Annotated in this window: 16 protein-coding genes; 9 read left to right on the forward strand and 7 right to left on the reverse strand. The window is 72.1% G+C overall.

Annotated elements, in window-relative coordinates:
• Position 1: 1 nt before the first annotated feature.
• From EDD29_RS31260 to EDD29_RS31275, 4 genes are all read left to right on the forward strand, one after another.
• Positions 2–1,210: a cytochrome P450 gene (locus tag EDD29_RS31260; RefSeq protein WP_123667887.1), complete on the forward strand. Its 1,209-nt coding sequence runs from the start codon at positions 2–4 to the stop codon at positions 1,208–1,210.
• Positions 1,211–1,475: 265 nt separating this feature from the next.
• Entirely contained in the window at positions 1,476–4,544 is a 3,069-nt protein-coding gene (locus tag EDD29_RS31265) for a M14 family metallopeptidase (protein ID WP_123667888.1), read from the forward strand.
• A 132-nt stretch (positions 4,545–4,676) separates the two neighbouring features.
• Positions 4,677–5,360: a phosphotransferase gene (locus tag EDD29_RS31270; protein ID WP_211360033.1), complete on the forward strand. Its 684-nt coding sequence runs from the start codon at positions 4,677–4,679 to the stop codon at positions 5,358–5,360.
• A gap of 147 nt (positions 5,361–5,507) precedes the next feature.
• Positions 5,508–6,353, forward strand: coding sequence for an endonuclease/exonuclease/phosphatase family protein (locus EDD29_RS31275; RefSeq protein ID WP_246053485.1), 846 nt, complete (start codon positions 5,508–5,510; stop codon positions 6,351–6,353).
• A 49-nt stretch (positions 6,354–6,402) separates the two neighbouring features.
• Here EDD29_RS31275 and EDD29_RS31280 read toward each other — a convergent pair whose 3' ends face one another.
• The 4 genes from EDD29_RS31280 to EDD29_RS31295 form a co-directional block, all read right to left on the reverse strand.
• Positions 6,403–9,387: a glycosyl hydrolase gene (locus EDD29_RS31280; RefSeq protein ID WP_123667890.1), complete on the reverse strand. Its 2,985-nt coding sequence runs from the start codon at positions 9,385–9,387 to the stop codon at positions 6,403–6,405.
• A gap of 183 nt (positions 9,388–9,570) precedes the next feature.
• On the reverse strand, positions 9,571–10,335 hold the full coding sequence (locus EDD29_RS31285) for a VOC family protein (RefSeq protein WP_123667891.1): 765 nt from the start codon (positions 10,333–10,335) through the stop codon (positions 9,571–9,573).
• Positions 10,336–10,427: 92 nt separating this feature from the next.
• A complete protein-coding gene (locus tag EDD29_RS31290; protein ID WP_123667892.1) occupies positions 10,428–11,327 on the reverse strand; it encodes a metal-dependent hydrolase in 900 nt (299 codons plus the stop codon).
• 136 nt (positions 11,328–11,463) lie between these two features.
• On the reverse strand, positions 11,464–12,297 hold the full coding sequence (locus tag EDD29_RS31295) for a class I SAM-dependent methyltransferase (RefSeq protein ID WP_123670787.1): 834 nt from the start codon (positions 12,295–12,297) through the stop codon (positions 11,464–11,466).
• 144 nt (positions 12,298–12,441) lie between these two features.
• Between EDD29_RS31295 and EDD29_RS31300 the strand changes: the two genes are divergently transcribed.
• Positions 12,442–13,140 carry a type 1 glutamine amidotransferase domain-containing protein gene (locus EDD29_RS31300; RefSeq protein ID WP_123667893.1) on the forward strand — a complete coding sequence of 233 codons (699 nt, stop codon included), beginning with the start codon at positions 12,442–12,444 and terminating at the stop codon, positions 13,138–13,140.
• Between the two features lie 5 nt (positions 13,141–13,145).
• Here the strand turns inward: EDD29_RS31300 and EDD29_RS31305 are convergent, their stop codons facing one another.
• Positions 13,146–13,736, reverse strand: a complete 591-nt coding sequence (locus tag EDD29_RS31305) for a TetR/AcrR family transcriptional regulator (RefSeq protein ID WP_123667894.1) — start codon at positions 13,734–13,736, stop codon at positions 13,146–13,148.
• A 105-nt stretch (positions 13,737–13,841) separates the two neighbouring features.
• On the opposite strand from EDD29_RS31305, the gene EDD29_RS31310 reads away from it, so the two are divergent.
• Together EDD29_RS31310 and gndA are read left to right on the forward strand one after the other, a co-directional pair.
• Entirely contained in the window at positions 13,842–14,831 is a 990-nt protein-coding gene (locus EDD29_RS31310) for a hypothetical protein (RefSeq protein ID WP_123667895.1), read from the forward strand.
• A gap of 88 nt (positions 14,832–14,919) precedes the next feature.
• On the forward strand, positions 14,920–16,359 hold the full coding sequence (gndA, locus tag EDD29_RS31315; protein ID WP_123667896.1) for an NADP-dependent phosphogluconate dehydrogenase: 1,440 nt from the start codon (positions 14,920–14,922) through the stop codon (positions 16,357–16,359).
• A gap of 49 nt (positions 16,360–16,408) precedes the next feature.
• On the opposite strand, the gene EDD29_RS31320 is transcribed toward gndA, so the two are convergent.
• Positions 16,409–17,776, reverse strand: coding sequence for an FAD-dependent oxidoreductase (locus EDD29_RS31320; protein ID WP_123667897.1), 1,368 nt, complete (start codon positions 17,774–17,776; stop codon positions 16,409–16,411).
• An 18-nt stretch (positions 17,777–17,794) separates the two neighbouring features.
• The gene (locus tag EDD29_RS31325) at positions 17,795–18,760 is read right to left on the reverse strand and encodes an AurF N-oxygenase family protein (protein ID WP_123667898.1); all 966 of its coding nucleotides are present in this window, start codon (positions 18,758–18,760) and stop codon (positions 17,795–17,797) included.
• A gap of 92 nt (positions 18,761–18,852) precedes the next feature.
• Between EDD29_RS31325 and EDD29_RS31330 the strand changes: the two genes are divergently transcribed.
• On the forward strand, positions 18,853–19,467 hold the full coding sequence (locus EDD29_RS31330) for a TetR/AcrR family transcriptional regulator (RefSeq protein WP_123667899.1): 615 nt from the start codon (positions 18,853–18,855) through the stop codon (positions 19,465–19,467).
• Positions 19,468–19,625: 158 nt separating this feature from the next.
• A complete protein-coding gene (locus tag EDD29_RS31335; protein WP_123667900.1) occupies positions 19,626–20,903 on the forward strand; it encodes a phosphoribosyltransferase family protein in 1,278 nt (425 codons plus the stop codon).
• The last annotated feature ends 10 nt before the right edge of the window (positions 20,904–20,913 follow it).

The raw sequence follows: 20,913 nt of genomic DNA on the forward strand, positions 1-20,913 counted from the left end.
CATGACGACCGCCGACAGCCTCCTGCGCGCCATCGCCGACCCCGCGAACCGCGCCGACCCCTACCCGCTCTATGACGAGCTGCGCCGCACCCCCGTCGTCCGGCAGGCGGACGGGGTCTACACGGTGAGCACCTACTGGGAGGTGCGCTCGCTGCTCAACGATCCGCGGATCAGCTCGGAGACCCGGCCGCCCGTCGTGGGCACGCCGGGACCGTCCAAGAGCTTCCTGCGGCTCGATCCGGCCGAGCACGACAGGGTGCGGCGGATCGTCACCCGGCCGTTCGGGCCGCCGCACACCCCGCGCCGGGTGTTCGAGATGCAGGCCGACATGGCCGCGACCGTCGGCCGCCTCCTCGACGGGTTCGCCGGCAAGGACAGGGTCGACATCGTCGACGAGTTCGCCTACCCGTTCCCGATCTCGGTGATCTGCCGGCTGTTCGGCGTGCCGATCGAGGACGAGCCGCGCTTCCATCTGTGGACCGAGTCCCTGCTCGGCAACGCCGACCTGGGCACCGGGGAGACGCCCGACCCCCACCTCATGGACGGCGAGACCGCCAAGATAGAGATGGCGGGCTACCTCGCCGAGCTCTTCGACCGGCACCGCAGGGAGCCGAGCGGCGACATGTTCTCCGCCCTCGCCACCGACGACAGCCCCGACGGACGGCTGACCCCGCCCGAGCTCGTCGCCAACGCCTTCCTGCTGCTCATCGCGGGCCACGAGACGACCGTCAACCTCATCACCAACGGGGTGCTCACGCTGCTGCGCCATCCCGAGGCGCTCAAACGCCTCCGCGACGACCCGGGCCTCGCCCTCCCGATGGTGGAGGAACTGCTGCGGTTCGAGCCGCCCGTGCAGTACCTGCCGAACCGCCGCACCCTCGACGAGGTCGAGGTCGCCGGGACCGTCATCCCGAAGAACACCGACGTGAACCTGATGCTGGCCGCCGCCAACCGCGACCCGCGCAGGTTCGACGACCCCGGGCGGTTCGTGCCGGACCGGCCCGACGTCCAGCACCTCGGCTTCGGGAACGGCATCCACTACTGCTTCGGCGCGCCTTTGGCCCGGCTGGAGACCCGGCTCGCTCTGACGGAGTTCGCCCGCCGGCTGAAGGACCCCGAACTCGTCGCGGATCCGCCGCCTTACCGGCCCAATCCGGTGTTGCGCGGGCCCCGTCATCTCGAGGTCTCCTTCAGCGCGATGCAGGACTGATCGACGGGTTTCGCCCCGCGAATTCCGATCGTCCTCTTTACTCACCGTCAACTTTTCCGGACCTCGGCCGAATCCGGCCGGGGCCCGCGCCACCGCACGTCCCGGCTTCAGGATCTTCGGCGAATTTCCACATCCTTACTCCAGTCAAAACCGGAAGTTCTGCCATTGACCGGAGTGCGGGACGAGGCGAATCTGAGAGTTGCTTCACGGGGTGACTCGTGTGCTTCGAGTGCTCCCCGGATGACCCCCCAAGACAGGAGACGCAATGAGGCGCACGCTGATCTCGGCCTGTGCCGCGGTCGTCGTGGGCGCGTCGGCGGTGGTGGCCGCGATGGCCCCCGCCGCCGCGGCCCCCGACCCAGGCGCGGACCGGATCCAGGTGTTCACCGGAAAAGTCACCCCGGAACAGCTGCAGAGCCTGCGGGCGCTGGGGCTCGACCACGAGGACATCGCGCTCGGCGCGCAGGACGGCGACAAGGTAGAGGTCGAGGTCGTCATGAGCGCCCGCAAGGGCGAGGCGCTCGCGGCCAAGGGCGTGCCGATCGCGCCGAAGCCGGTCGCGAAGGCCAGGGCCGCCGCCGCGGGCGACGGCGTCTACCGGCCCTACAGCGGCACCGGAGGCCTCCGTGAGGAGCTGCTGGCGACCGAGACGCAGTACCCGGCCATCGCCGACGCGGTGGACCTCGGCAAGAGCGTCCAGGGCAAGCCGATCACCGCGGTGCGCGTCACCAAGGGGGTCAAGAAGCAGCCGCTCAAGAGCTCCCGTCCCTCGGTGGTCTTCCAGGGCACCCAGCACGCCCGCGAGTGGATCACCACCGAGAACGTGCGCCGCCAGCTCCAGTACTTCCTCGCCCAGTACGGCACCAACGCCGAGGTCACCCAGCTGGTCGACACGACCGACATCTGGTTCCTGCCGGTGGTCAACGTGGACGGCTACGACCACACCTTCACCGCCGACAACCGCCTGTGGCGCAAGAACCTGCATGACAACGACGGCGACGGGGTGATCACCACCCTCGACGGCGTCGACATCAACCGGAACTACCCGTACAAGTGGGGCTGGGACAACGAGGGCTCCTCCCCCGCGATCGACAGCGAGACCTTCCGCGGCACGGGCCCGGCGTCCGAGCCCGAGACGAAGGCGCAGAACGCCTGGATCAAGAAGATCCAGCCGAAGTTCGTCATCAACTACCACTCGGCCGCCGAGCTGCTGCTCTACGGCAACGGCTGGCAGCAGCAGACCCCGACGCCCGACGACCGCGTGTTCGAGGCGCTGCTCGGCGACGACGCGCACCCGGCCGTCCCCGGCTACGACCCCGACCTCGGCGCCGAGCTCTACATCACCAACGGCGACACCGACGGCCAGTTCGCCAACGCCTACGGCGCGCTGACGCTGACGCCCGAGATGTCGACCTGCGAGACCGCGAGCAACATCGACCCGGCCGACGCCTGGGAGCCCGCGGCCTGCGAGAGCGTCTTCAACTTCCCCGACGACGAGAGCCTGATCCAGCAGGAGTTCGAGAAGAACCTGCCGCTGGCCCTCGCCACCGCGAAGTCCGCGCACGACCCCGACGACCCGGTCTCGGTGGTCGGCAGGACCGCGCCCGACCTCGTCATCGACTCCTTCCCGGTCTCCTACGGGACGACCCAGCCCGTCGCCGTCGAGGCCAAGCGGGCCCTGGCCAAGCTCCGGCTCAACTACCGGATCAACGGCGGGCCCGTCCGCCAGGCCGACCCGAAGGAATGGAAGGGCGGCGAGAAGTACGGCGACGAGAACGACATCTACTACGCCGAGTACCGGGCGAGCGTGAAGGCCAAGCCGAACGACAAGGTCGAGGCCTGGTACACCGCGAAGAAGGACGGCAAGGACGTCGCCAGCGAGAAGTTCACCTACACGGTGGCGACGGACATCGGCGGGAAGGTCCTGGTCCTCTCGGCCGAGGACGTCACCGGCCTCAGCCCCGCGCAGGGCGTCGCGACCGCCAAGTACGCGGGCTCCTACGAGGCCGCGGTGAAGGCCGCGGGCTACTCCTCCGACGTCTACGACCAGGACGTCTGGGGCGCCTCGCCGCACCCGCTCGGCGTGCTGTCGCACTACGACGCGGTCATCTGGGAGACCGGAGACGACGTCATCCCGCGCGCCCAGGGACAGGTCCCCGGAACCGCCTCCAAGAAGACCCTTGCCACGCAGCTCGCCGTGCGCGACTACCTCAACGAAGGCGGCAAGCTGCTCTACAGCGGCAAGTACGCGGGCTTCGCCGAGGCCGCCAACGGCGCCTACTTCTACGAGCCCGACGCCGCCGACCCCGAGTGCACGGTGCCGTCCGAGCCGCCCTGCCTGCCGCTGCTGAACGACTTCCTCCAGTACTACCTGGGCGCGTTCACCTACGTCAGCGGGACCGGGTCCGACGAGAACGGCGCGCCGTACGCGATCAAGGGCGACGGCGGAAGGTTCACCGGGTTCTCCGGCGTCCTGAACGGCGGGGACTCCCCCAGCAACCAGGACCACACCGCCTCGCTGCTCACCACGTCGAGCTTCCTGCCCGCCGCGGACTTCCCGCAGTTCTCCACCGGCACCGCACTGGCGTGGGACCGGCCCGGCGCCGGGCCGTTCGACCCCAAGACGGGCAGCCAGTACGTCTACAGCCAGAACGCCGACGTGTCCTACAAGCGGCTCACCCGGACGATCGACCTGACCGGGCAGGCCGACGGCACGCTGTCGTTCCAGGCGTCGTTCGACACCGAGGCCGACTGGGACTACTTCTTCGTCGAGGCCCACACCGAGGGCCTGGACGACTGGACGACGCTGCCCGACACGGGCGGCTCGACCAGCCAGGAGACCGGCTCCAGCTGCGCGTCCGGCTGGCGCCTGCTGCACCCGCACCTGGACCACTACCAGGGCGCGGACTGCTCCCCGACCGGCACGACCGGCACCTGGAACGCCTCCTCCGGCCAGTCCGGCGGATGGCACGAGCAGTCGTACGACCTGACGGCCTACGCGGGCAAGAAGGTCGAGGTGTCGATCTCCTACGTCAGCGACTGGGGCACCCAGGGCATCGGCGTGTTCGTCGACGACACCAAGGTCACCGCGGGCGGCGCGACCATCGCCGAGACGTCCTTCGAGGACGACCTGGGCGGCTGGGCCATCGCCGGTCCGCCCGAGGGCTCGGCGGTGTCCGCGAACGACTTCGTCCGGACCGCGCTGGCCTTCGAGGAGGGCGCGGGCATCTCCACGAAGGACACCGTGTACCTCGGGTTCGGTCTGGAGGGGCTCAGCTCCGCGGCGACGCGGGCCGACCTCGTCAAGAGGTCGCTGCGGCACCTGCTGCGCTAGCCGCGCGGTCCTGACCGCACGGCGCTGATCGACCGCCCCGCCCGGAAGCCTTCCGGGCGGGGCTTTTTCCTTGATCACTCTTGGATCACAGCGGTTGCGGGGCCGCGGCGGCGGGTGTTGGGTGGCGGGAATATGGACGAGCAGAGTTTGGCCGGCGGCAACACCCTCGGTCTGGTGCGGGTCGGGGACACCGTCCGCCGCCCGGTGCACGAGAGCAGCCCTTATGTCCGCGACGTCCTGCTGTATCTGGAGAAGGCCGAGTTCCCCGGCTCGCCCAGGCTGCTCGGCGAGGACGAGCACGGCCGCGAGATCCTCACCTATATCCCCGGCGAGACCGTCCAGGACGACGCGCCGGTATCGGACGCGCGGCTCGCGTCGGCGGCCCGGCTGATCCGCGCGTTCCACGACGCGACCGCGGGCTCCCCCGCCGCCGACGGCGGCGAGGTCGTCTGCCACGGCGACCTCGGCCCGCACAACACCGTGTTCGACGGCGAGACCGCGATCGGCCTCATCGACTGGGACGACGAGCTGGCCCCCGGCGCCCGCCTGCACGACCTCGGCCATGCCGTCTGGTGCTTCGCGAACGTCGCCGACCCCGGCTGCGCCATCGCCGAGCAGGCCCGCCGCACCGCCCTGTTCTGCGCCGCCTACGGCTGGGACGACCCCGCCGCCGTCCTCACCGAGATCACCGCGCGCTTCACCCGTACCCGCGACGCCCACCGCGCCGCGGGCCGCACGGCCGCCGAAGCCGTCTTCGCCGACCTCGCCTCGTGGATGCGCGCGCACGCCGCCGACCTCACCGCGGCCCTCCCCTGACGGCTCGAGACCCGGAAGCCCTTCGCCGCGCGGACGTCATCGGAACGCCCGGTCCGCGACGGCGGCTTCCGACGATCATGGCGGGTGGCTTCAAGACACCGTGAAGTGGCTGGCGTTCACGCACGTGCCGTGTTCTGCTTGCTCGCTGTGCTGCTCAATGCCTTCTCCCTGCTGCCGACGCCTTCGGCGGCGGCCCGTCCGCACGGCGCCGACCTGCGGGTGGCGACGTACAACATCCACGCCGGAGCGGGCGCCGACGGGGTCTTCGACCTGCCCCGTCTGACGGCGTCACTGCGCAAGCTCGACGCCGACATCATCGGGCTCCAGGAGGTCGACGTGCACTGGGGCGACCGCAGCGGCTGGCTCGATCTGGCCGGCACGCTGGGCGCCGCCCTCGGCATGCGCTCCTATGCCGGACCGATCTACAGCTTCGACCCGCCGGCGGAGGGCGCGCCCCGCCGCGAGTACGGCAACGCGATCCTGTCCCGGTATCCCATCGTCTCCGGCGTGAACCACACGATGACCCGGCTGTCCACGCAGACCGCGGCGCCCGTCGCGGCGCCCGGACCCGGCCTGCCCGAGGTCGTGGTGCGGGTGCACGGCATCCCGGTGCACGTGTACTCCACCCATCTGGACTTCCGCCCCGACCCCGCCGTCCGCCGGATCCAGGTCGCCGAGATGCTCGAGGTGCTCGCCGGGGACCGCGGACTCCGTGCCGTCCGGATCCTGATGGGCGACTTCAACGCCGCACCCGACGCCCCCGAACTCGCGCCGCTGTGGCCGGTGCTCACCGACGCCTGGGCGGCCGCCGGATCGGGCCCGGGCCTCACCTACCCGGCCGGGTCCCCGGACCAGCGGATCGACTACATCACGGTGTCCGGCAGGGTGAGGGTCGACTCCGTCGAGGTCATGGCCGACGCGGACGCGTCCGACCACCTTCCCGTCGTCGCCGACCTCACCCTGCCGCGCGGAGGCTCCCACCACCGCGGCTGATCCCACCCCTGCCGCGGCCGCCCCCCTCCGGGCGGCCGCGGCGGGCCCGTCAGAGGCGGGCGGTCCGGTAGGGGGTGAGCCGGACGGGGCCGGTGATCCCGTACGCCTGACGGGCGTTGCCGCCGTAGACGCCGGGATCGGCCAGCCGCAGCCGGTTGTTGAGCGTGGTGGTCACCTCGACCACCAGGGTGTTGCGGCCCGGGCGCAGGTGCGCCGAGACGTCCAGCGCCGGGGTGATCACGTTGACCGCGGGCAGCGCCTTGCCGTTGACGATCACGCGGGCGGTGTCGAAGACCTCCCCGAGCGACAGGACCGCCCCGTGGTCGGCCGACCAGGTCTTGGGCAGTTCGACCGTGGTCGTGTAGCGGCCGACACCGGACACGTCCTGGAGTTCGGGAATCGCCGACCAGGCCGTCAGGGCGGTGAGGGAGACGCGCACCTTCTCCTTGACGGTCTCGGTCGCGGTCGCGCCGGGCAGCCAGGACTCCACGTCGAGCGTCCACGCCGCCGGGACGATCTCCGCGGGGACCTCGCCGATCTTCGAGGTGACCGTCTTTCCGGTGGACAGCGTCGTGGTGTACGTTCCGGCGGCCTTGGCCCGGACGGCGAGGCGCGAGCCGTCGAAGAAGACCGCGTCGGCCGTCGTGGCGGTCGCGTAGGCGTCCTTGCCGTTGCCCTTGCCGCCCTCGCCGAAGCGCTCGGGACGGGCGAAGACCACCGCGACGGTGTCGTTGACCTGGAGCGCGACCCGGAAGGTGACGGTGTCTCCCGACTCGCTGTACTGCGCGACGCGGCGGATCTCGCCCGTCCACAGGTCGAGCAGGAACGGCACGCGGCGGCGGTCGCCGCGGGTCAGCGTGACGGCGTGGTCGATGGCCACGACGCCCTTGGCGCTGTCGGCGTGCTTGCCGTTCGCCAGGTAGTACAGGTCCATGTCGTCCTCGACACGGCGCAGGTTGAGCAGCGACGACGTCGGGTAGGACGCGTCCGGCGTGACGCCGAGGGCGGCGAGCGCGCCGGGGACCCCGTCGGCCGCGGTGACGTTGCGGACCTTCGGGTGCGCGAAGAGCCGCCCGAGGAGCGTGCCGAGGCGCGCCGCCTCCGTGCCGATCGCGACGCCCGAGGTCGTCGCGGCGCTCCAGTCGCCGATGAAGACGATCGGCAGGCCGGCGTCGGCGTAGCCGAGGAACTTCTCGGCGACCTCGACGGACACGGTCGGCGCGCTGGAGTAGAACTTGTCGCCCTCGATGACGATCGCCTTGTAGGCGGGACCGTCGGGGGCGAAGCGCCCGCCGCGGACCTTCGCGGACTTCAGGGCCAGGATCGGCTCACTGATGAACTGGTGGGTCCAGCCGAGCGGGATGCCGGTGGCGGTGAACCAGGTCGCGCCGAGGCCGGTCTTGGAGTAACCGGTCTGGCGGAACACCGCGATGTCGGCGCGCATCCGGCCGGCCTGGGTGACGGCGTGGACGCGGGCGAGGTAGTCGGCGACGTCGCGGGTGTGCGTCCAGGCGGGCTGGCGCGGGCCCCACGACTCGGAGTAGCCGACCTTGCCGCCGTAGGGAGTGAACGCGGCGAAGCCCGGCCAGTTGACGCCCGGGATCGTCGCGTAGGAGAAGCCGTGGATGTAGGTCTGGTTGAGGCCCGCCGCGTAGGCGCCGGACATCGTCCGCAGGATCTTCTTCCACGGGGTCGCGTACGCGCCGCCCTGGTAGGCGCCGGCCTCGCTGGACATGACGGTGTGGCCGCCCATGTCGCGGCCGCCCGCGAGCACCCGGTAGTCGTCGAGGTTCTTGAAACCGAGCGACTCGCCCTCGGTGTTGTCGAGGATGGCCGAGGTGGCGATCGCGTCGGTGTTGAGGCCGTAGGGCTGGGCGCGCAGCTTCATGCCGAGGCCGTGGGCCCAGTCGCGCAGCGGCGTGAAGTGGTTCTCGTCGAACAGCTCGGAGACGGTCTCCCAGTAGTCGTGGCGGATCTGCCGGGTGCGCACCGCCTCGAAGGCGAAGACCGTGTTCTCCTTGGCGAGCAGGATCGCGGGCAGGACCGGGAAGAGGTCGTAGCCGCGGCGCTTCCTGAACTCCTGCGGGATGTTCGCCGTCCACTGGAGCGCCTCGGTCTCCAGCTCGAAGGAGTCCTCGAACAGGGTGCCGCCGACCCGGCGCAGCAGCTTGCGCATGCGCGGGGTGAGCAGGTCCTTCTCCCAGTAGGCGATGAGCGCCTTGGTGCCGGCCTGGCTGAAGTGGTCGACGACGTACGCGGGCGTCGCGGTGTGCGGGCCGGACTCCGGCTGCTGGGCCGAGCCGCGCTCCCAGTAGGAGAACAGGTACCAGTCGCCGTCCGCGGGAGCGGTCCAGGTGAGGTTTCCGCCGGACACCGAGCCGGTGAGGTCGGTCGCGGTGGCCTCCTCCAGACCGGTCTCCTTCTTCGTGGTGTTCGCCGCGTTGACGCGGAACGCGTTGACCCCGCGCAGGGTGTGCTCGGTCTCGTGCGCGATGACCGGCGCCGGGACGGGCCCGGTGTAGGTCTGGCCCGCGGCGACGAGCACGGCGCCGTAGGCGAGTTCCCGGCTGGCCGCGCCGTTGTCGGCGGTGATGGTGGGCACCGCGGACGGCCACGCGGGACCGAGGGTCAGGTCGATGACCAGGCCGCGGCGGTCGGCGCGCTCCAGCGCGGCCTCGACGCCCGCGATCCAGGACGCGCTGCCCCAGCCGTGGTGGGCGGTGTCGAGCACCGACTTGTCGGCGACGCTGTGGTGCACGCCGGCGATCTCGGCGCCGCCGAAGCCGGCGTCGGCGATCTGGTCGATCTCACGCGCGATCTCCTTCGGGTCGACGAGTCCGTCCGGCCACCACCAGCGGAAGCGGGGGCGGACCGCGGCGGTCAGGTCGGGGAACTTCGCGCCCTTGCCCGCGGCGCCGTGGGCGGTGGCGGGGAGGCCCTCCCACCCGGTGGAGACCGCGGCGGCCGCGCCGGTGACGGCGGCGGCCTGCAGGAAGCGGCGGCGGGAGAAGGGGTGGCTGGGCTGAGCCGTCATGCGTCTACCTCGAACTCAGGGGGCGGGACACGGCGGACCGGTGCGGCGGCCTGGGTCCCTGGGGTGGGTCTGTGTCACTGAGATGAAAAACGTTTTAAGTTGTGGTTGCGGATCGACGGTAGATGTGAGGAATATCTAGCGTCAAGAGCAGATCAGAGGACTCGCCCCGATTTACACGTTTTACTACGATGGGACGCCCGGGGAAGGAGGGGCTATCAGGACGAACTGGCCGTCCTGCGGGTCGCTGATCGAGACCGCCCTGCCGTAGATCGCATCCTCGTACTCGGCCACGTACACCGCGCCCAGCGCCAGCGCCCGGTCGACGGTGGCCTGCACGTCGGTGACGGCGAAGTGCGGGAGCCAGGCGGCCAGGGCCTCCGGCGGGATCTCGGGCCGGATCGTCCGCATGCCCGCGACCACCCGGTCCCCGGCCGTCCAGCGCACCCGTGGCCCCTCGCGCAGCCGGCCCCAGCCGAACACCCGCGAGTAGAACGCCTCGGCTCCCTCGAGGTCGCGGGTGAACAGCTCGGTCCACGCCCAGGTGCCGGGCACGCCCGTCAGCTCGACGCAGCCCTCGGTGCCCGGCTGCCACAGCATGAAGAACACGCCCTCGGGGTCAAGGCAGCCCGCCAGCGTGCCGAGCACGTCGACCGCGCGCGGCTCGACCACCACATGGCCGCCCGCGTCCCGGACCAGGCCCGCGGTGGCCTCGGCGTCCTCGACGTGGAAGAGGACCGTCCAGCCGGCGGCCCCGGCCGACGTCGGCTCCGGCCAGAGCCCCGCGACGGTCGCGCCGCCGCGCAGGAACCTGCCGTAGCCGGTCTTCTCGTCGTACTCCAGACGCCACTCGAAGAGCGCGCCGTAGAAGCGCACGGCCTCCTGGGGATCCCGGGCGGTCAACTCCAGCCAGCAGGGAGCACCCGGCGGCACCCCGTCACTTCGCGGCATACCTTCATCGTCACCCCGCGCTCCTCTCGGGAACCCGGCGAGGCAAGACCTTTACCCGCTTTCGCCCGGCCTTGCCCGGACCGTCAGGTGCCTCAGGTGCCCGAGCCGTCGTCGACGGTCTGGCGCACCTGGTCGGCGTGGTCGATGACATAGGGCCCGACGTGGACCCCGGTCGAGACGGCGAGGATGAGGACCAGGGCCGGGAAGACCAGGCGCGTCTCGGTCTTGTCGCCGGTCTTGAACCACTTCGGGCCGAACATGGTCTGCGACCACGGCCAGCCGAGCGGACAGCCGCCGCGCGTCACCATGTCGCCGAGGATGTGGATGACGACGCCGACGACGATCGCGTACGGCAGGACCGTCAGGTCGACCTCGAACCACAGCAGCGCGATGGTGATGGGGATCGGCGACAGGTCGTCCCAGATGCCCTTGATGTTCAGCGGGCGGATCGCGGCGGCCAGCACGAGGATCAGCACCGCGCCGACCAGGACCACGCCCGCCTCCTGCCCGTAGCGGTAGGCGGCGGTGCCGATCCCGGCGGCGGCGAGCGCGCACGCCATGATGGCGAGGAAGCCGTGCCAGGGCTTGCGGTAGGCGGCGCGGCCCTTGCCCTTGGACGGCAGCAGCCCGAAGAACAGGCCGAACACCAGCATGGCGCCGGTGATCGCCAGGCCCGTGTACAGCGTCTCCTCGTCCTGGGTGTAGATGGCGGAGGCGAAGAAGACCAGGGCCGCGACGAGCCCGATGCCGAGCGCGGAGTGCGTGCCGTTGCGATGCCCGCCCGCCACCTTGCCGATGGTCCAGGCGAAGCCGCGCGTGATCGGGCCGAAGGTCCGGGCGATGTGCGAGCCGTGGTGGTCGATGTCCGGCAGGACCGCTGCCCCGGCGCAGGCGACCGCGCCGAGCACGATCTGGTCCGGCGGCAGGTTCAGGGGGATCGCACCGGCCGTGAACAGGGCGGCTCCGGACAGGGCGTGGGTGCGGCCCATCATGGGACGGGGACTCCTTTAGCGGGGATGCCGGGGGACGCGCCGAAGACGCCCCCGCATTGTGGCATCCCCTTTTCCGTTTCCCCGGGAACGCCACGCGGTGCGGCCGGATCGGGCCGTCGGCGTGGGTCCCCCTTGGTCATCGGGGCTTCTCGGCGCTCAGTGAGTAGAGGACGGGCAGGTGGGAGTCGCCGATGGGCAGCCGGTAGAGACCGTCCGCGCCGCGCGCGAGGAAGCCGCGCGGGTCGAAGTCCGCCGCCACGTGCTCGCCCAGATGGGTGAGCGTGAGGCCCGCGCCGAGCGCCGCGGTGACGATCTCGCCGAGCGAGTGCGGGTACTCGACGGTCTCGCGCGGTTCGGTCCGCACCGACGGATCCGCGTAAGTGCCCTCGTTGACCTCCCGGTGCGGCTCGCCCCCGCCGTAGGGCCAGTCGATGACGAGCGGGTCGAGGGAGGCGACCATCTGGCAGGCCGGGTGCAGGTCGACCAGGACGAGCCTGCCGCCCGGCCGCAGCGCCCGCGCGGCGCCGCGCATCCAGGCCGCGGGGTCGCCGATCCAGCACAGGATCCCGATGGTGGCGACGACCAGGTCGAACCTTCCGTCCAGGCCGCTCGGCAGCGCCTGGGTGTCGGCCTCGACGAACTCGGCTTCGAGGCCCGCGCGTTCGGCGAGGCGCCTGGCCCGCGCGATCGCCACGGGAGAGAAGTCGACGCCTGTGGCCCTTGCCCCGCGCCGCACCCAGTCGAGGGTGTCCATGCCGAAGTGGCACTGGAGGTGCAGAAGGTCGCGGCCTTCGACGTCACCGGCGAGGCCGGTCTCGATCGGGCCCAGGGTCCGGCGCCCGGCGACGAAGGACTCCTCGTCGTAGAACCTGTCGCCTTCCGTCGTCCCGTGGATCTCCGCCCTCTGGTCCCACAGAGCCCGGTTGAGGTCCGTGCCTGCCTGTCGCGCGCTCTTCCCGTCGTCCGTCATGGCCCTGAGCATCGCACCCGCGCTGCCCGTCGGAGAACCGGGTTTCCGGGCTTGGCGCGGGGTTCGCCGAGAGCGGAGGTTCCCCCGACCGGGGAGGGGACAGGGTCCGGAACGGCACATCGCCCGACCCGCGAGGAGATCCCCATGGCCAAGGTCCTGTTCGTGATGACGGGCGCGCGCTCGTGGACGCTCAACGACGGCACCGCGCACCCGACCGGTTTCTGGGCCGAAGAGGCGGTCGCGCCCTGGCGGGTGCTCACCGGGGCCGGGCACGAGGTCGTGTTCGCGTCGCCGGGCGGAGCCGTCCCGGTGCCCGACGAGGCGAGCCTGACGGTCGGCGCGAACGGCGACGAGGACGGGGCCCGTGCCGTCGCCGAAGGGCTCGGGGAGATGACGGGCCTCAAGAGCCCGCTCAAGCTGGAGCACGTCGATCCCGCCGACTACGCCGCGGTCTTCTACCCCGGCGGGCACGGCCCGATGGAGGACCTCGCGGTGGACGCCGCCTCGGGCGCCCTCATCACCGCGCAACTGGACGCCGGGAGGCCGCTCGCGCTGGTCTGCCACGGCCCGGCCGCGCTGCTCGCCGCGCGGGGCGCGGACGGCGCGCCGGCCGTCGCGGGTTACCGGCTCACCGGCTTCACCGACGAGGAGGAGCGACAGGGCGGGCTCGCCGACAAGGCTCCCTGGCTGCTCCAGGACCGCCTCGTCGATCTCGGCGCGGAGTTCGACGAGGGCGCGCCGTGGCGGCCGCACCTGGTGGCCGACCGCACCCTGCTGACCGGGCAGAACCCCGCGTCGGCCGAACCGCTCGCGAAGGAGCTGCTCGCCCTCCTGCCCGGCTGACGGGTTCAGCTCAGCGTGCGCAGCCCGGCCACCCCCCGGGCGAGGAGGCCGGCCGGGACGTCGCCGAAGAAGGCGTTCTGGAGGATGAACCCCGGCATGAGGCCGAACAGCACACGTCCGACGGCGTCGGCGTCCGCGTCGGGAGCGAGCTTTCCCTCCTCGCGCAGCCGGACGGCGATGGCGATCCAGTGCTCTCGCAGGGAGCCGAAGAGCCCCCGGATGGTCGGCCCGACCTCCGGATCGTAGGTCGCCAGCGCCCAGGCCTGCGGGATCAGGCCCAGCACGTCGATCTCGGCGATCTCCTCGACGGTCTTGGCGAAGCCGCCGAAGATCTCCTCGAGGGGCGGCAGCTCCGGCAGGGCGAGGATCGCGGCCATGTGCTCGACGAGGAGCTCCCGCTTGTTCAGCACGATCGCCTTGACGATGTCGTCCTTGCCGGGGAAGTACCGGTACACCGCGCCCGCGGACAGCCCGGACTCCCGGAAGATGTCCTGCATCGAGGTGCCGTGGAAGCCCTGTCGGGCGAAGCACCGGGTGGCCGCGTCGAGGATCTGGCGCCGCCGCGCCTCGAGGTGCTCGTCACTCACTTTGGGCATGCCCCCAAAATAAAACGGACATTCGCTTTTGACAAACCGCACGGCACCGTGCTGGACTGAGATCAAAGAAAACGGATGTTCGCTTTAACCGTCCTGGAGCCCCCCATGCCGCAGTCACGGATGCCGATCGTGTTCGGCGTCGCGCTCGCCTTCCTCCAAGCCCTGCTGGTCGTCGCCTTCTCCTGGGCGCCCACGCAGAGCGCCCCCCGCGACCTTCCGATCGGCGTCGCCGGCCCCGCGCCCGCCGTCACCCGGATCACCCAGACCCTGGAGACCGCGCGCCCCGGCGGCTTCGAGATCACCGCCTTCGCCGACGAGGCGGCCGCGAAGGCCGCCATCGAGGACCGCGAGGTCTACGGCGCGATCGTGGTCACGGGGCAGACCCCGCGCCTGCTCGTCGCCTCGGCCGCCTCGCCCGCCGTCGCCCAGCTGCTCACCGAGGCCGCGAACCAGCTGGCCGCCGCCGCACCGCCGGCCGCGCAGGTGACCGACGTCGTCGCCAACAACCCCGACGACGCGCGCGGCACGGGGTTCGCCATGATGATCCTGCCGCTGGTGATCTCCGGGATCGCCGCGTCCGCCCTGCTGTCCTTCCTGCTCACCTCCACCCGGCAGCGGTTCACCGCGCTCGCCGTCTTCGCGGTCGGCGCGGGCCTGCTCACCACGCTGGTGTCGGTGACGTGGCTCGGCCTGATGCCGTCCTCGGCCTACGGGAAGGTCGCCGCGGTCGGCGCGCTGGTCACCTTCACCGTCCCCGCCGCGATCGGCGGGCTCGGCGTCTTCCTCGGCCGGCCCGGGTTCGGGCTGGGCGCCGCCGCGACCTTCCTCCTGGGGAACCCGTTCTCGGCGGCCGGAAGCGCACCGGAACTGCTCCCGCAGCCGTGGGGCACGATCGGCCAGTACCTCCCGCCCGGCGCCGCCGCCACGCTGATGCGCTCGGTCGCCTACTTCGACGGCGCGGGCGCCGCCCGTCCCCTGGCCGTCCTCGCCTGCTTCGCGCTCGCCGGCGTCGTGCTGCTCGTCCTCGGCGGCCGCCGCGGGCCCGCCGCGCCCGAGCGCCCCGCCTCCGACGACACGCTGGTCGCCGCCGCCTGATCCGGCGTTTCCCTCGCCCTGCCGGTAGCCGAGCCGCCGGCAGGGTAGGGCTCGTTCATCGGCACCGTTTTCAAGGGGGACACGCGGCATGGGCGGTTCGGCGCAGATCGGGGTCAGCGGCCTCGCGGTGATGGGGCGGAACCTCGCGCGCAACTTCGCGCGGCAGGGCTACACCGTGGCGGTGCACAACCGCACGGAGAGCCGCACCAAGGCGCTGGTCGAGGAGTTCGGGGCGGAGGGAGAGTTCATCGCGGCGCACACCCCGCAGGACCTCGTCACCGCCCTGGAGCGGCCCCGGCGCGTCATGATCATGGTGAAGGCGGGCGCGCCGACCGACGCGGTGATCGAGGAGTTCGCGCCGCTCCTGGAGCCCGGCGACATGATCATCGACGGCGGCAACGCGCACTTCCTCGACACCCGCCGCCGGGAGAAGGCGCTGCGCGAGCAGGGCGTTCACTTCGTCGGGGCCGGGGTCTCCGGTGGCGAGGAGGGCGCGCTCAACGGCCCGTCCATCATGCCGGGCGGCTCGGCCGAGTCGTACGAGTCGCTCGGTCCGATGCTGGAGAAGATCTCGGCGAAGGCCGGGGACGGATCCCCGTGCGTCACCCACATCGGGACGGACGGCGCGGGCCACTTCGTGAAGATGGTGCACAACGGCATTGAATATGCCGACATGCAGCTGATCGGGGAGGCCTACCAGCTGCTCCGCGACATCGGGGGCCGCTCCCCCGCCGAGATCGCCGAGATCTTCCGCTCCTGGAACACCGGCCGCCTCGACTCCTACCTCATCGAGATCACCGCCGAGGTCCTCGCGCACACCGACGCCGCGACGGGCGCGCCATTCGTGGACGTCGTGCTGGACCAGGCCGAGCAGAAGGGCACCGGCCGCTGGACCGTGCAGATCGCGCTGGACCTGGGCGTCCCGGTCTCCGGCATCGCCGAGGCCGTCTTCGCCCGCTCCCTGTCCGGCCACGCCGACCTGCGCTCGGCCGCCGAGGGCCTCGCCGGGCCCAGGCCCACGCCGCTGCCCAAGGCCGAGGCCGACGCGTTCGCCGCCAAGGTCGAGCAGGCCCTGTACGCCTCGAAGATCGTCTCCTACACCCAGGGCTTCCACGAGATGGCCGCGGGCGCCGCCGAGTACGACTGGCACCTCGACCTGGGCGCCATCTCCTCGATCTGGCGCGCGGGCTGCATCATCCGCGCCGCCTTCCTCGACCGCATCCGCGCCGCCTACGACGCCAAGCCCGATCTCCCGCTCCTGCTCGCCGACCCCGGCTTCGCCCGGGAGATCGCCGCGGCCCAGGGCGACTGGCGCGACGTGGTCGCCACCGCCTCCCTCCAAGGCGTCCCCATCCCGGGCTTCTCCGCCGCCCTCGCCTACTACGACGCCCTGCGCTCCCCCCGCCTCCCCGCCGCCCTGACCCAGGCCCAACGCGACTTCTTCGGCGCGCACACCTACCGCCGCACCGACCGCGAAGGCTCCTTCCACACCCTCTGGTCCGCCGACCGCACGGAGACGGACGCCTAGCGCGCTTGAGCCCCGCGGCCCTGGGCGGCGGGGCTCTCGGCGTCGGCCGCTACGAGAGGGCCGGGACCCGGGCGGCGAGGTCGGCCACGAGGGTGCGGACGGTCTCGCGGGCACAGGTCTTGTTGGTGCCGATGAAGCCGTTCGGGCCTCGTTTGATCCAGCCCGTGACGTAGGTGCGGTCCGTCCCGGTCACCCGGCCCTTCTCGTGGGGGACGGTGCCCGTGGCCTCGTCGAAGGGGAGGTCGGGGACGGGGCGGGCGTGGTAGCCGATGGAGGAGAGGACCAGGCCCGCCTCCAAGAGGTCGTCTCCGATGAGGACGCCGTCGGGGGTGATGGCGGTGGGGGCGCTGCGGTAGCGGAGGACGACGCGGGCGCCGGGGCCGGGAGCGGTGAGCCCGGCGAGGAGGGCGAGTTTGCGGGCGGCGGCGGTGTCGAGGCCGCCGGGGTCGGTGAGGTCGCCTTCCACGGCGACGTTGACGGCGGCGGCCAGGCCCAGGAGTTCGCTCGAGGTGAAGGCGGAGTCGGCGGGGCCCCGGCGGGCCAGGACGACGACCTCCTCTATGCGGCTTTCGCGGAGGACCGCGAGGGCGGCGGGGGCGATGTCCGTGGCGGCCAGGTCCTCGGGGTCGAGGGTGAGGATGCGCGCCACGTCCAGGGCGACGTTGCCGTTGCCGATGATGACGGCGCGGCGGTGGGACAGGTCGAAGGCGTGCCCGGCGTGGTCGGGGTGGCCGTTGTACCAGCCGACGAACTCGGTCGCCGTGCCCAGGCCGTCGGCGCCGGGCAGGTCGAGCCGGCGGTCCGAGGCGGCGCCGACGGCGTAGACGACGGCGTCGTGGGAGGCCAGGAGGTCCGCGTGGGTCAGGTCGCGGCCGATCTCCACCCCGAGGTGGAGGCGGAAGCCGTCCTGGCGGGCGATGACGTCGAAGGTGCCGGCGACGCGGCGGGTGTCGGCGTGGTCGGGGGCGACGCCGAAACGGGCCAGGCCGTAGGGCACCGGGAGGCGCTCGTACAGGTCGACGGACGCGCCGGGGATCGTCAGGATCTCGTCGGCGGCGTACATCGCGGCGGGCCCGGAACCGACGATCGCGACCCGGGGCGGGGCCGCCTCGCCGACCTCGAGGGGGGCGGGCACCCGGGCGAGGACCGGGCCCCGGTCCCGGCCGCCCTTGTAGAAGTCGGCGTTGATCTCCAGGAAGGGCAGCTGGTCGGGTGCGAGCACCGAGTGCGGGCGGATCGCCCCGACGGGGCAGGCCGTCATACAGGCGCCGCAGTCCACACAGGCCGCCGGGTCGATGTAGAGCATCTCGGCGGTGGCGAAGTCGGGCTCGTCGGGGGTGGGGTGGATGCAGTTGACCGGGCAGGCGTAGACGCAGTTGGCGTCGTTGCAACAGGATCGGGTGACGACGTGCGGCATGGGGGTCTTTCCTCAGGGTCAGGCGGCGTTCCGGGCGGGGCGGTGCGGTTCGCCGCGGAAACGCGAGGAAGGGCCGTCGATGCCGCACCACCGCCACACCGCGCGCGACACGGGGTTCATCAGCTCGAGCTGGTCGGCGAGCATCCGCACGTCGTTGAAGCACTCGCGGAGCATCGCCCGCGACTTCGGCGCCTTCCAGAACGCCTCGCGCATGACCTCGCGGGGGATGTCGAACCGCTTGGCGAACTCCGGCGGCGGGACAACGATCGCGCCGCCGAGCCAGCGCATCACCAGCGGGTAGACGATCGAGGTGATCCCGCGCTCGATCCGGCCGAGCCGCGCGACGTGCTCGCGCAGGAAGCGGTGCGCGAAGGAGATGTGCCTTGCCTCCTCGGCGATGTGGATCTCCATCACCCGCAGCATCGCGGGCGGGCAGTCCTTGCCCTCGCGGATCAGGTTCTTCTGGATGTGGTCGATGGGCTCCTCCCCGGCGAGGATGCCGATGAAGAACACGACGGGCCACTTCGCGAACAGGCTCCACGTCGCCATGGTGTTCCGGTAGAGCGCGCGCATGCCGGGCACGTCGGCGCCGGTGCGGTTGACGAACTCCTGGAACATCTGGATGTGGTTGCACTCCTCGGTCATCTCGTGGAGGCAGTAGCGGAACTCCGCGGAGTCGTTCGGGAGCCGCATGACGTACTGGAGCATGCCGCGGATCAGCACGGACTCGAAGCTCAGGCCGACCTTCTGGACGTTGGCCATCCGCCAGCGGCCGATGTCGATCCGCCGCTCCAGCGGCAGGGCCCGGTACCAGGGGTGCGCGCCGAGCGGGTCGGTGTGCTCCGACAGGACCCAGCGCGGGTCCTTCGGGTCCATCCGCATCTCGGGGGCGTCCCAGTCGATGTCGAGGTACGGGTCGAACCGGCGGTGCACCGACCCCTCGGAAAGGGTCTGGAGCATGTCCCGGTAGTCCTGCTCGATCATCACGGCCTCCGCAGTCCGTTTACACTTACTGCGGTGACTGTAAACGTGTGCCGCCGGGGGGTCAAGGGCCTCCCCGCGGGGGCCCTAGAGTGATGTGCGTGACAGAGGGCCCCTCACGCCGCACTCCCGAGGAGTTCCGCGCGCTGATCCTGGACGCCGCGGGCGAATGCCTCGTCGAAGGCGGATTCGCCTCCGGCCGGCTGCTGTCGGCGATCGCCCGCAAGGCGGGCATCTCCCGTCCGACGCTCTACAAGTACGGCGGCACGGTCGACGACATCAAAGAGGCCCTGGTCGAACGCGAGCTCGCCGCGTTCATCGGGCACATCTCCCCCGCCTTCGAGGAGATCGCCTGGACGCCGGACTACCTGACCGACCTCCTCGTCCTCGTCATCGACTACGCCCGGCGCCACCCGCTCCTCAGCGCCGCCCTGCGGGACGTGCCCGAGCTCATCCTCCCGGTCTTCACCCTGCACGCCCGGGTCCAGGTCGACCGGATCGAGGAGTTCGTCACCCCGGTCCTGCAAGGCCACATCGAGGCGGGCCGGATGCCCGACGTCGACATCGCGGTCCTCGTCGACGCGCTGTACCGGGTCGTCATCTCCGCGGTCATCGTGGACACCCGGCACGACTTCGACGACCCCGAGGTGCTGCGGGCCTACCTCCGCACCGCGCTCGCCTTCCTGACCGGGCTGCCCGCCGCCCGCTGAGCCCGCGCAAAGCCCGGGTCAACGGACGGCCCCGGCCGCATCTCGGTCCCGGCCGAGTGCCAAGGCCCGTCAACCATCGTGCCCCGGCCATTGGCGCGGCGGCCCGGCTCGCCCACACTGGAAGGAAGAAGTTCCCTCCAGCCGGGAGCGGAGGTGGCATGGTCTTCCAGGACTGGGGCTACCGGGACCGGACGGAGGCCGGGGAACGCCTCGGCGCGCTCCTCGCGGACGCCGGGTTCGCCGCCGAGCGGCCCGTGGTGCTCGGGCTGCCGCGCGGCGGCGTGCCCGTCGCCGCCGGGGTCGCCGCGGCGCTCGACGCGCCGCTGGACGTGATCGTGGTGCGCAAGCTCGGCCTGCCCGCCCAGCCCGAGGTGGCGCTCGGCGCGGTCGGCGAGGGCGGCGTCATGGTGCTGAACCAGCACCTCATCGGCCAGACCGCGACGGGCCGCGCCGAACTCGCCGCACTCGAAGTGCGCGAACGCGCGCTCCTTGAGGAACGCGCGGACCGGTACCGCGCGCTGCGACCGCGGATCCCTCTCGAAGGGCGGTGCGCGGTCCTCGTCGACGACGGCCTGGCGACGGGCGCGACGGCGCGGGCCGCCTGCGCGGTGGCCCGCGCGCTGGGCGCGGCCCGCGTGGTGGTCGCGGTCCCCGTCGCCGCCCCCGACTCCGCCGAGGCGGTCGCGGCCGTCGCCGACACGCTGGTGTGCCCGCTGCGGCCCCCGTCGTTCACCGCGGTCGGCGCCTGGTACACCGACTTCGGCGAGACCCCCGACGCCGAGGTCGACGTGCTGCTCGCGCTCGCCGCCGCCCGGGAGGCCCCCGAGGCCGACGACGACGTGCTGGTCGGCTGGGAGGAGCTGCCCGGCCATCTGACGGTCCCGCCCGGCGCCCGGTCCGTCGTCCTGTTCGCGCACGGGAGCGGGAGCGGGGCGTGCAGCCCGCGCAACGCCAGGGTCGCGCGGACCCTGAACGACGCGGGCCTGGGGACCCTGCTGTTCGACCTGCTGCGCGAGTCCGAGGCCGACCGGACCTTCGACATCGGCTTCCTCGCCGAACGCCTCGAAGGCGCCACCCGGTGGCTGCTCGGCAAGTCCCCGGACCTCGCCATCGGCTACTTCGGCGCGTCCACCGGCGCCGCCGCCGCGCTGCACGCCGCGGCCTCGCGCGTCTCGACGGCGCGGGCCGTCGTCTCGCGCGGCGGCAGGCCCGACCTCGCCGGGGAGAGCCTGCCCGCGGTCCGCGCGCCGACCCTGCTGATCGTCGGCGGGGCCGACGCCGAGGTCCTCGAGCTCAACCGGGCCGCGCAGCGCAGGCTGGCCTGCGACAACCGGCTCGACGTCGTGCCCGGCGCCACCCACCTGTTCGCCGAGCCCGGCGCGCTGGAGGCGGTCTGCGTCCTCGCCGCCGCCTGGTTCCGCGAGCACCTGCCCTAGGCTCGGCCCC

This window comes from Actinocorallia herbida (assembly GCF_003751225.1).
GTDB classification, from domain to species: domain Bacteria; phylum Actinomycetota; class Actinomycetes; order Streptosporangiales; family Streptosporangiaceae; genus Actinocorallia; species Actinocorallia herbida.

What these genes read in the sequence shown, in the direction of transcription:
- EDD29_RS31260 (WP_123667887.1), top strand. Translation starts at nt 2, where the DNA reads ATGACGACCGCCGACAGCCTCCTGCGCGCCATCGCCGACCCCGCGAAC.
- EDD29_RS31265 (WP_123667888.1), top strand. Translation starts at nt 1,476, where the DNA reads ATGAGGCGCACGCTGATCTCGGCCTGTGCCGCGGTCGTCGTGGGCGCG.
- EDD29_RS31270 (WP_211360033.1), top strand. Translation starts at nt 4,677, where the DNA reads ATGGACGAGCAGAGTTTGGCCGGCGGCAACACCCTCGGTCTGGTGCGG.
- EDD29_RS31280 (WP_123667890.1), bottom strand. Translation starts at nt 9,387, where the DNA reads ATGACGGCTCAGCCCAGCCACCCCTTCTCCCGCCGCCGCTTCCTGCAG.
- EDD29_RS31285 (WP_123667891.1), bottom strand. Translation starts at nt 10,335, where the DNA reads ATGCCGCGAAGTGACGGGGTGCCGCCGGGTGCTCCCTGCTGGCTGGAG.
- EDD29_RS31290 (WP_123667892.1), bottom strand. Translation starts at nt 11,327, where the DNA reads ATGATGGGCCGCACCCACGCCCTGTCCGGAGCCGCCCTGTTCACGGCC.
- EDD29_RS31295 (WP_123670787.1), bottom strand. Translation starts at nt 12,297, where the DNA reads ATGACGGACGACGGGAAGAGCGCGCGACAGGCAGGCACGGACCTCAAC.
- EDD29_RS31300 (WP_123667893.1), top strand. Translation starts at nt 12,442, where the DNA reads ATGGCCAAGGTCCTGTTCGTGATGACGGGCGCGCGCTCGTGGACGCTC.
- EDD29_RS31305 (WP_123667894.1), bottom strand. Translation starts at nt 13,736, where the DNA reads ATGCCCAAAGTGAGTGACGAGCACCTCGAGGCGCGGCGGCGCCAGATC.
- EDD29_RS31310 (WP_123667895.1), top strand. Translation starts at nt 13,842, where the DNA reads ATGCCGCAGTCACGGATGCCGATCGTGTTCGGCGTCGCGCTCGCCTTC.
- gndA (WP_123667896.1), top strand. Translation starts at nt 14,920, where the DNA reads ATGGGCGGTTCGGCGCAGATCGGGGTCAGCGGCCTCGCGGTGATGGGG.
- EDD29_RS31320 (WP_123667897.1), bottom strand. Translation starts at nt 17,776, where the DNA reads ATGCCGCACGTCGTCACCCGATCCTGTTGCAACGACGCCAACTGCGTC.
- EDD29_RS31325 (WP_123667898.1), bottom strand. Translation starts at nt 18,760, where the DNA reads ATGATCGAGCAGGACTACCGGGACATGCTCCAGACCCTTTCCGAGGGG.
- EDD29_RS31330 (WP_123667899.1), top strand. Translation starts at nt 18,853, where the DNA reads ATGTGCGTGACAGAGGGCCCCTCACGCCGCACTCCCGAGGAGTTCCGC.
- EDD29_RS31335 (WP_123667900.1), top strand. Translation starts at nt 19,626, where the DNA reads ATGGTCTTCCAGGACTGGGGCTACCGGGACCGGACGGAGGCCGGGGAA.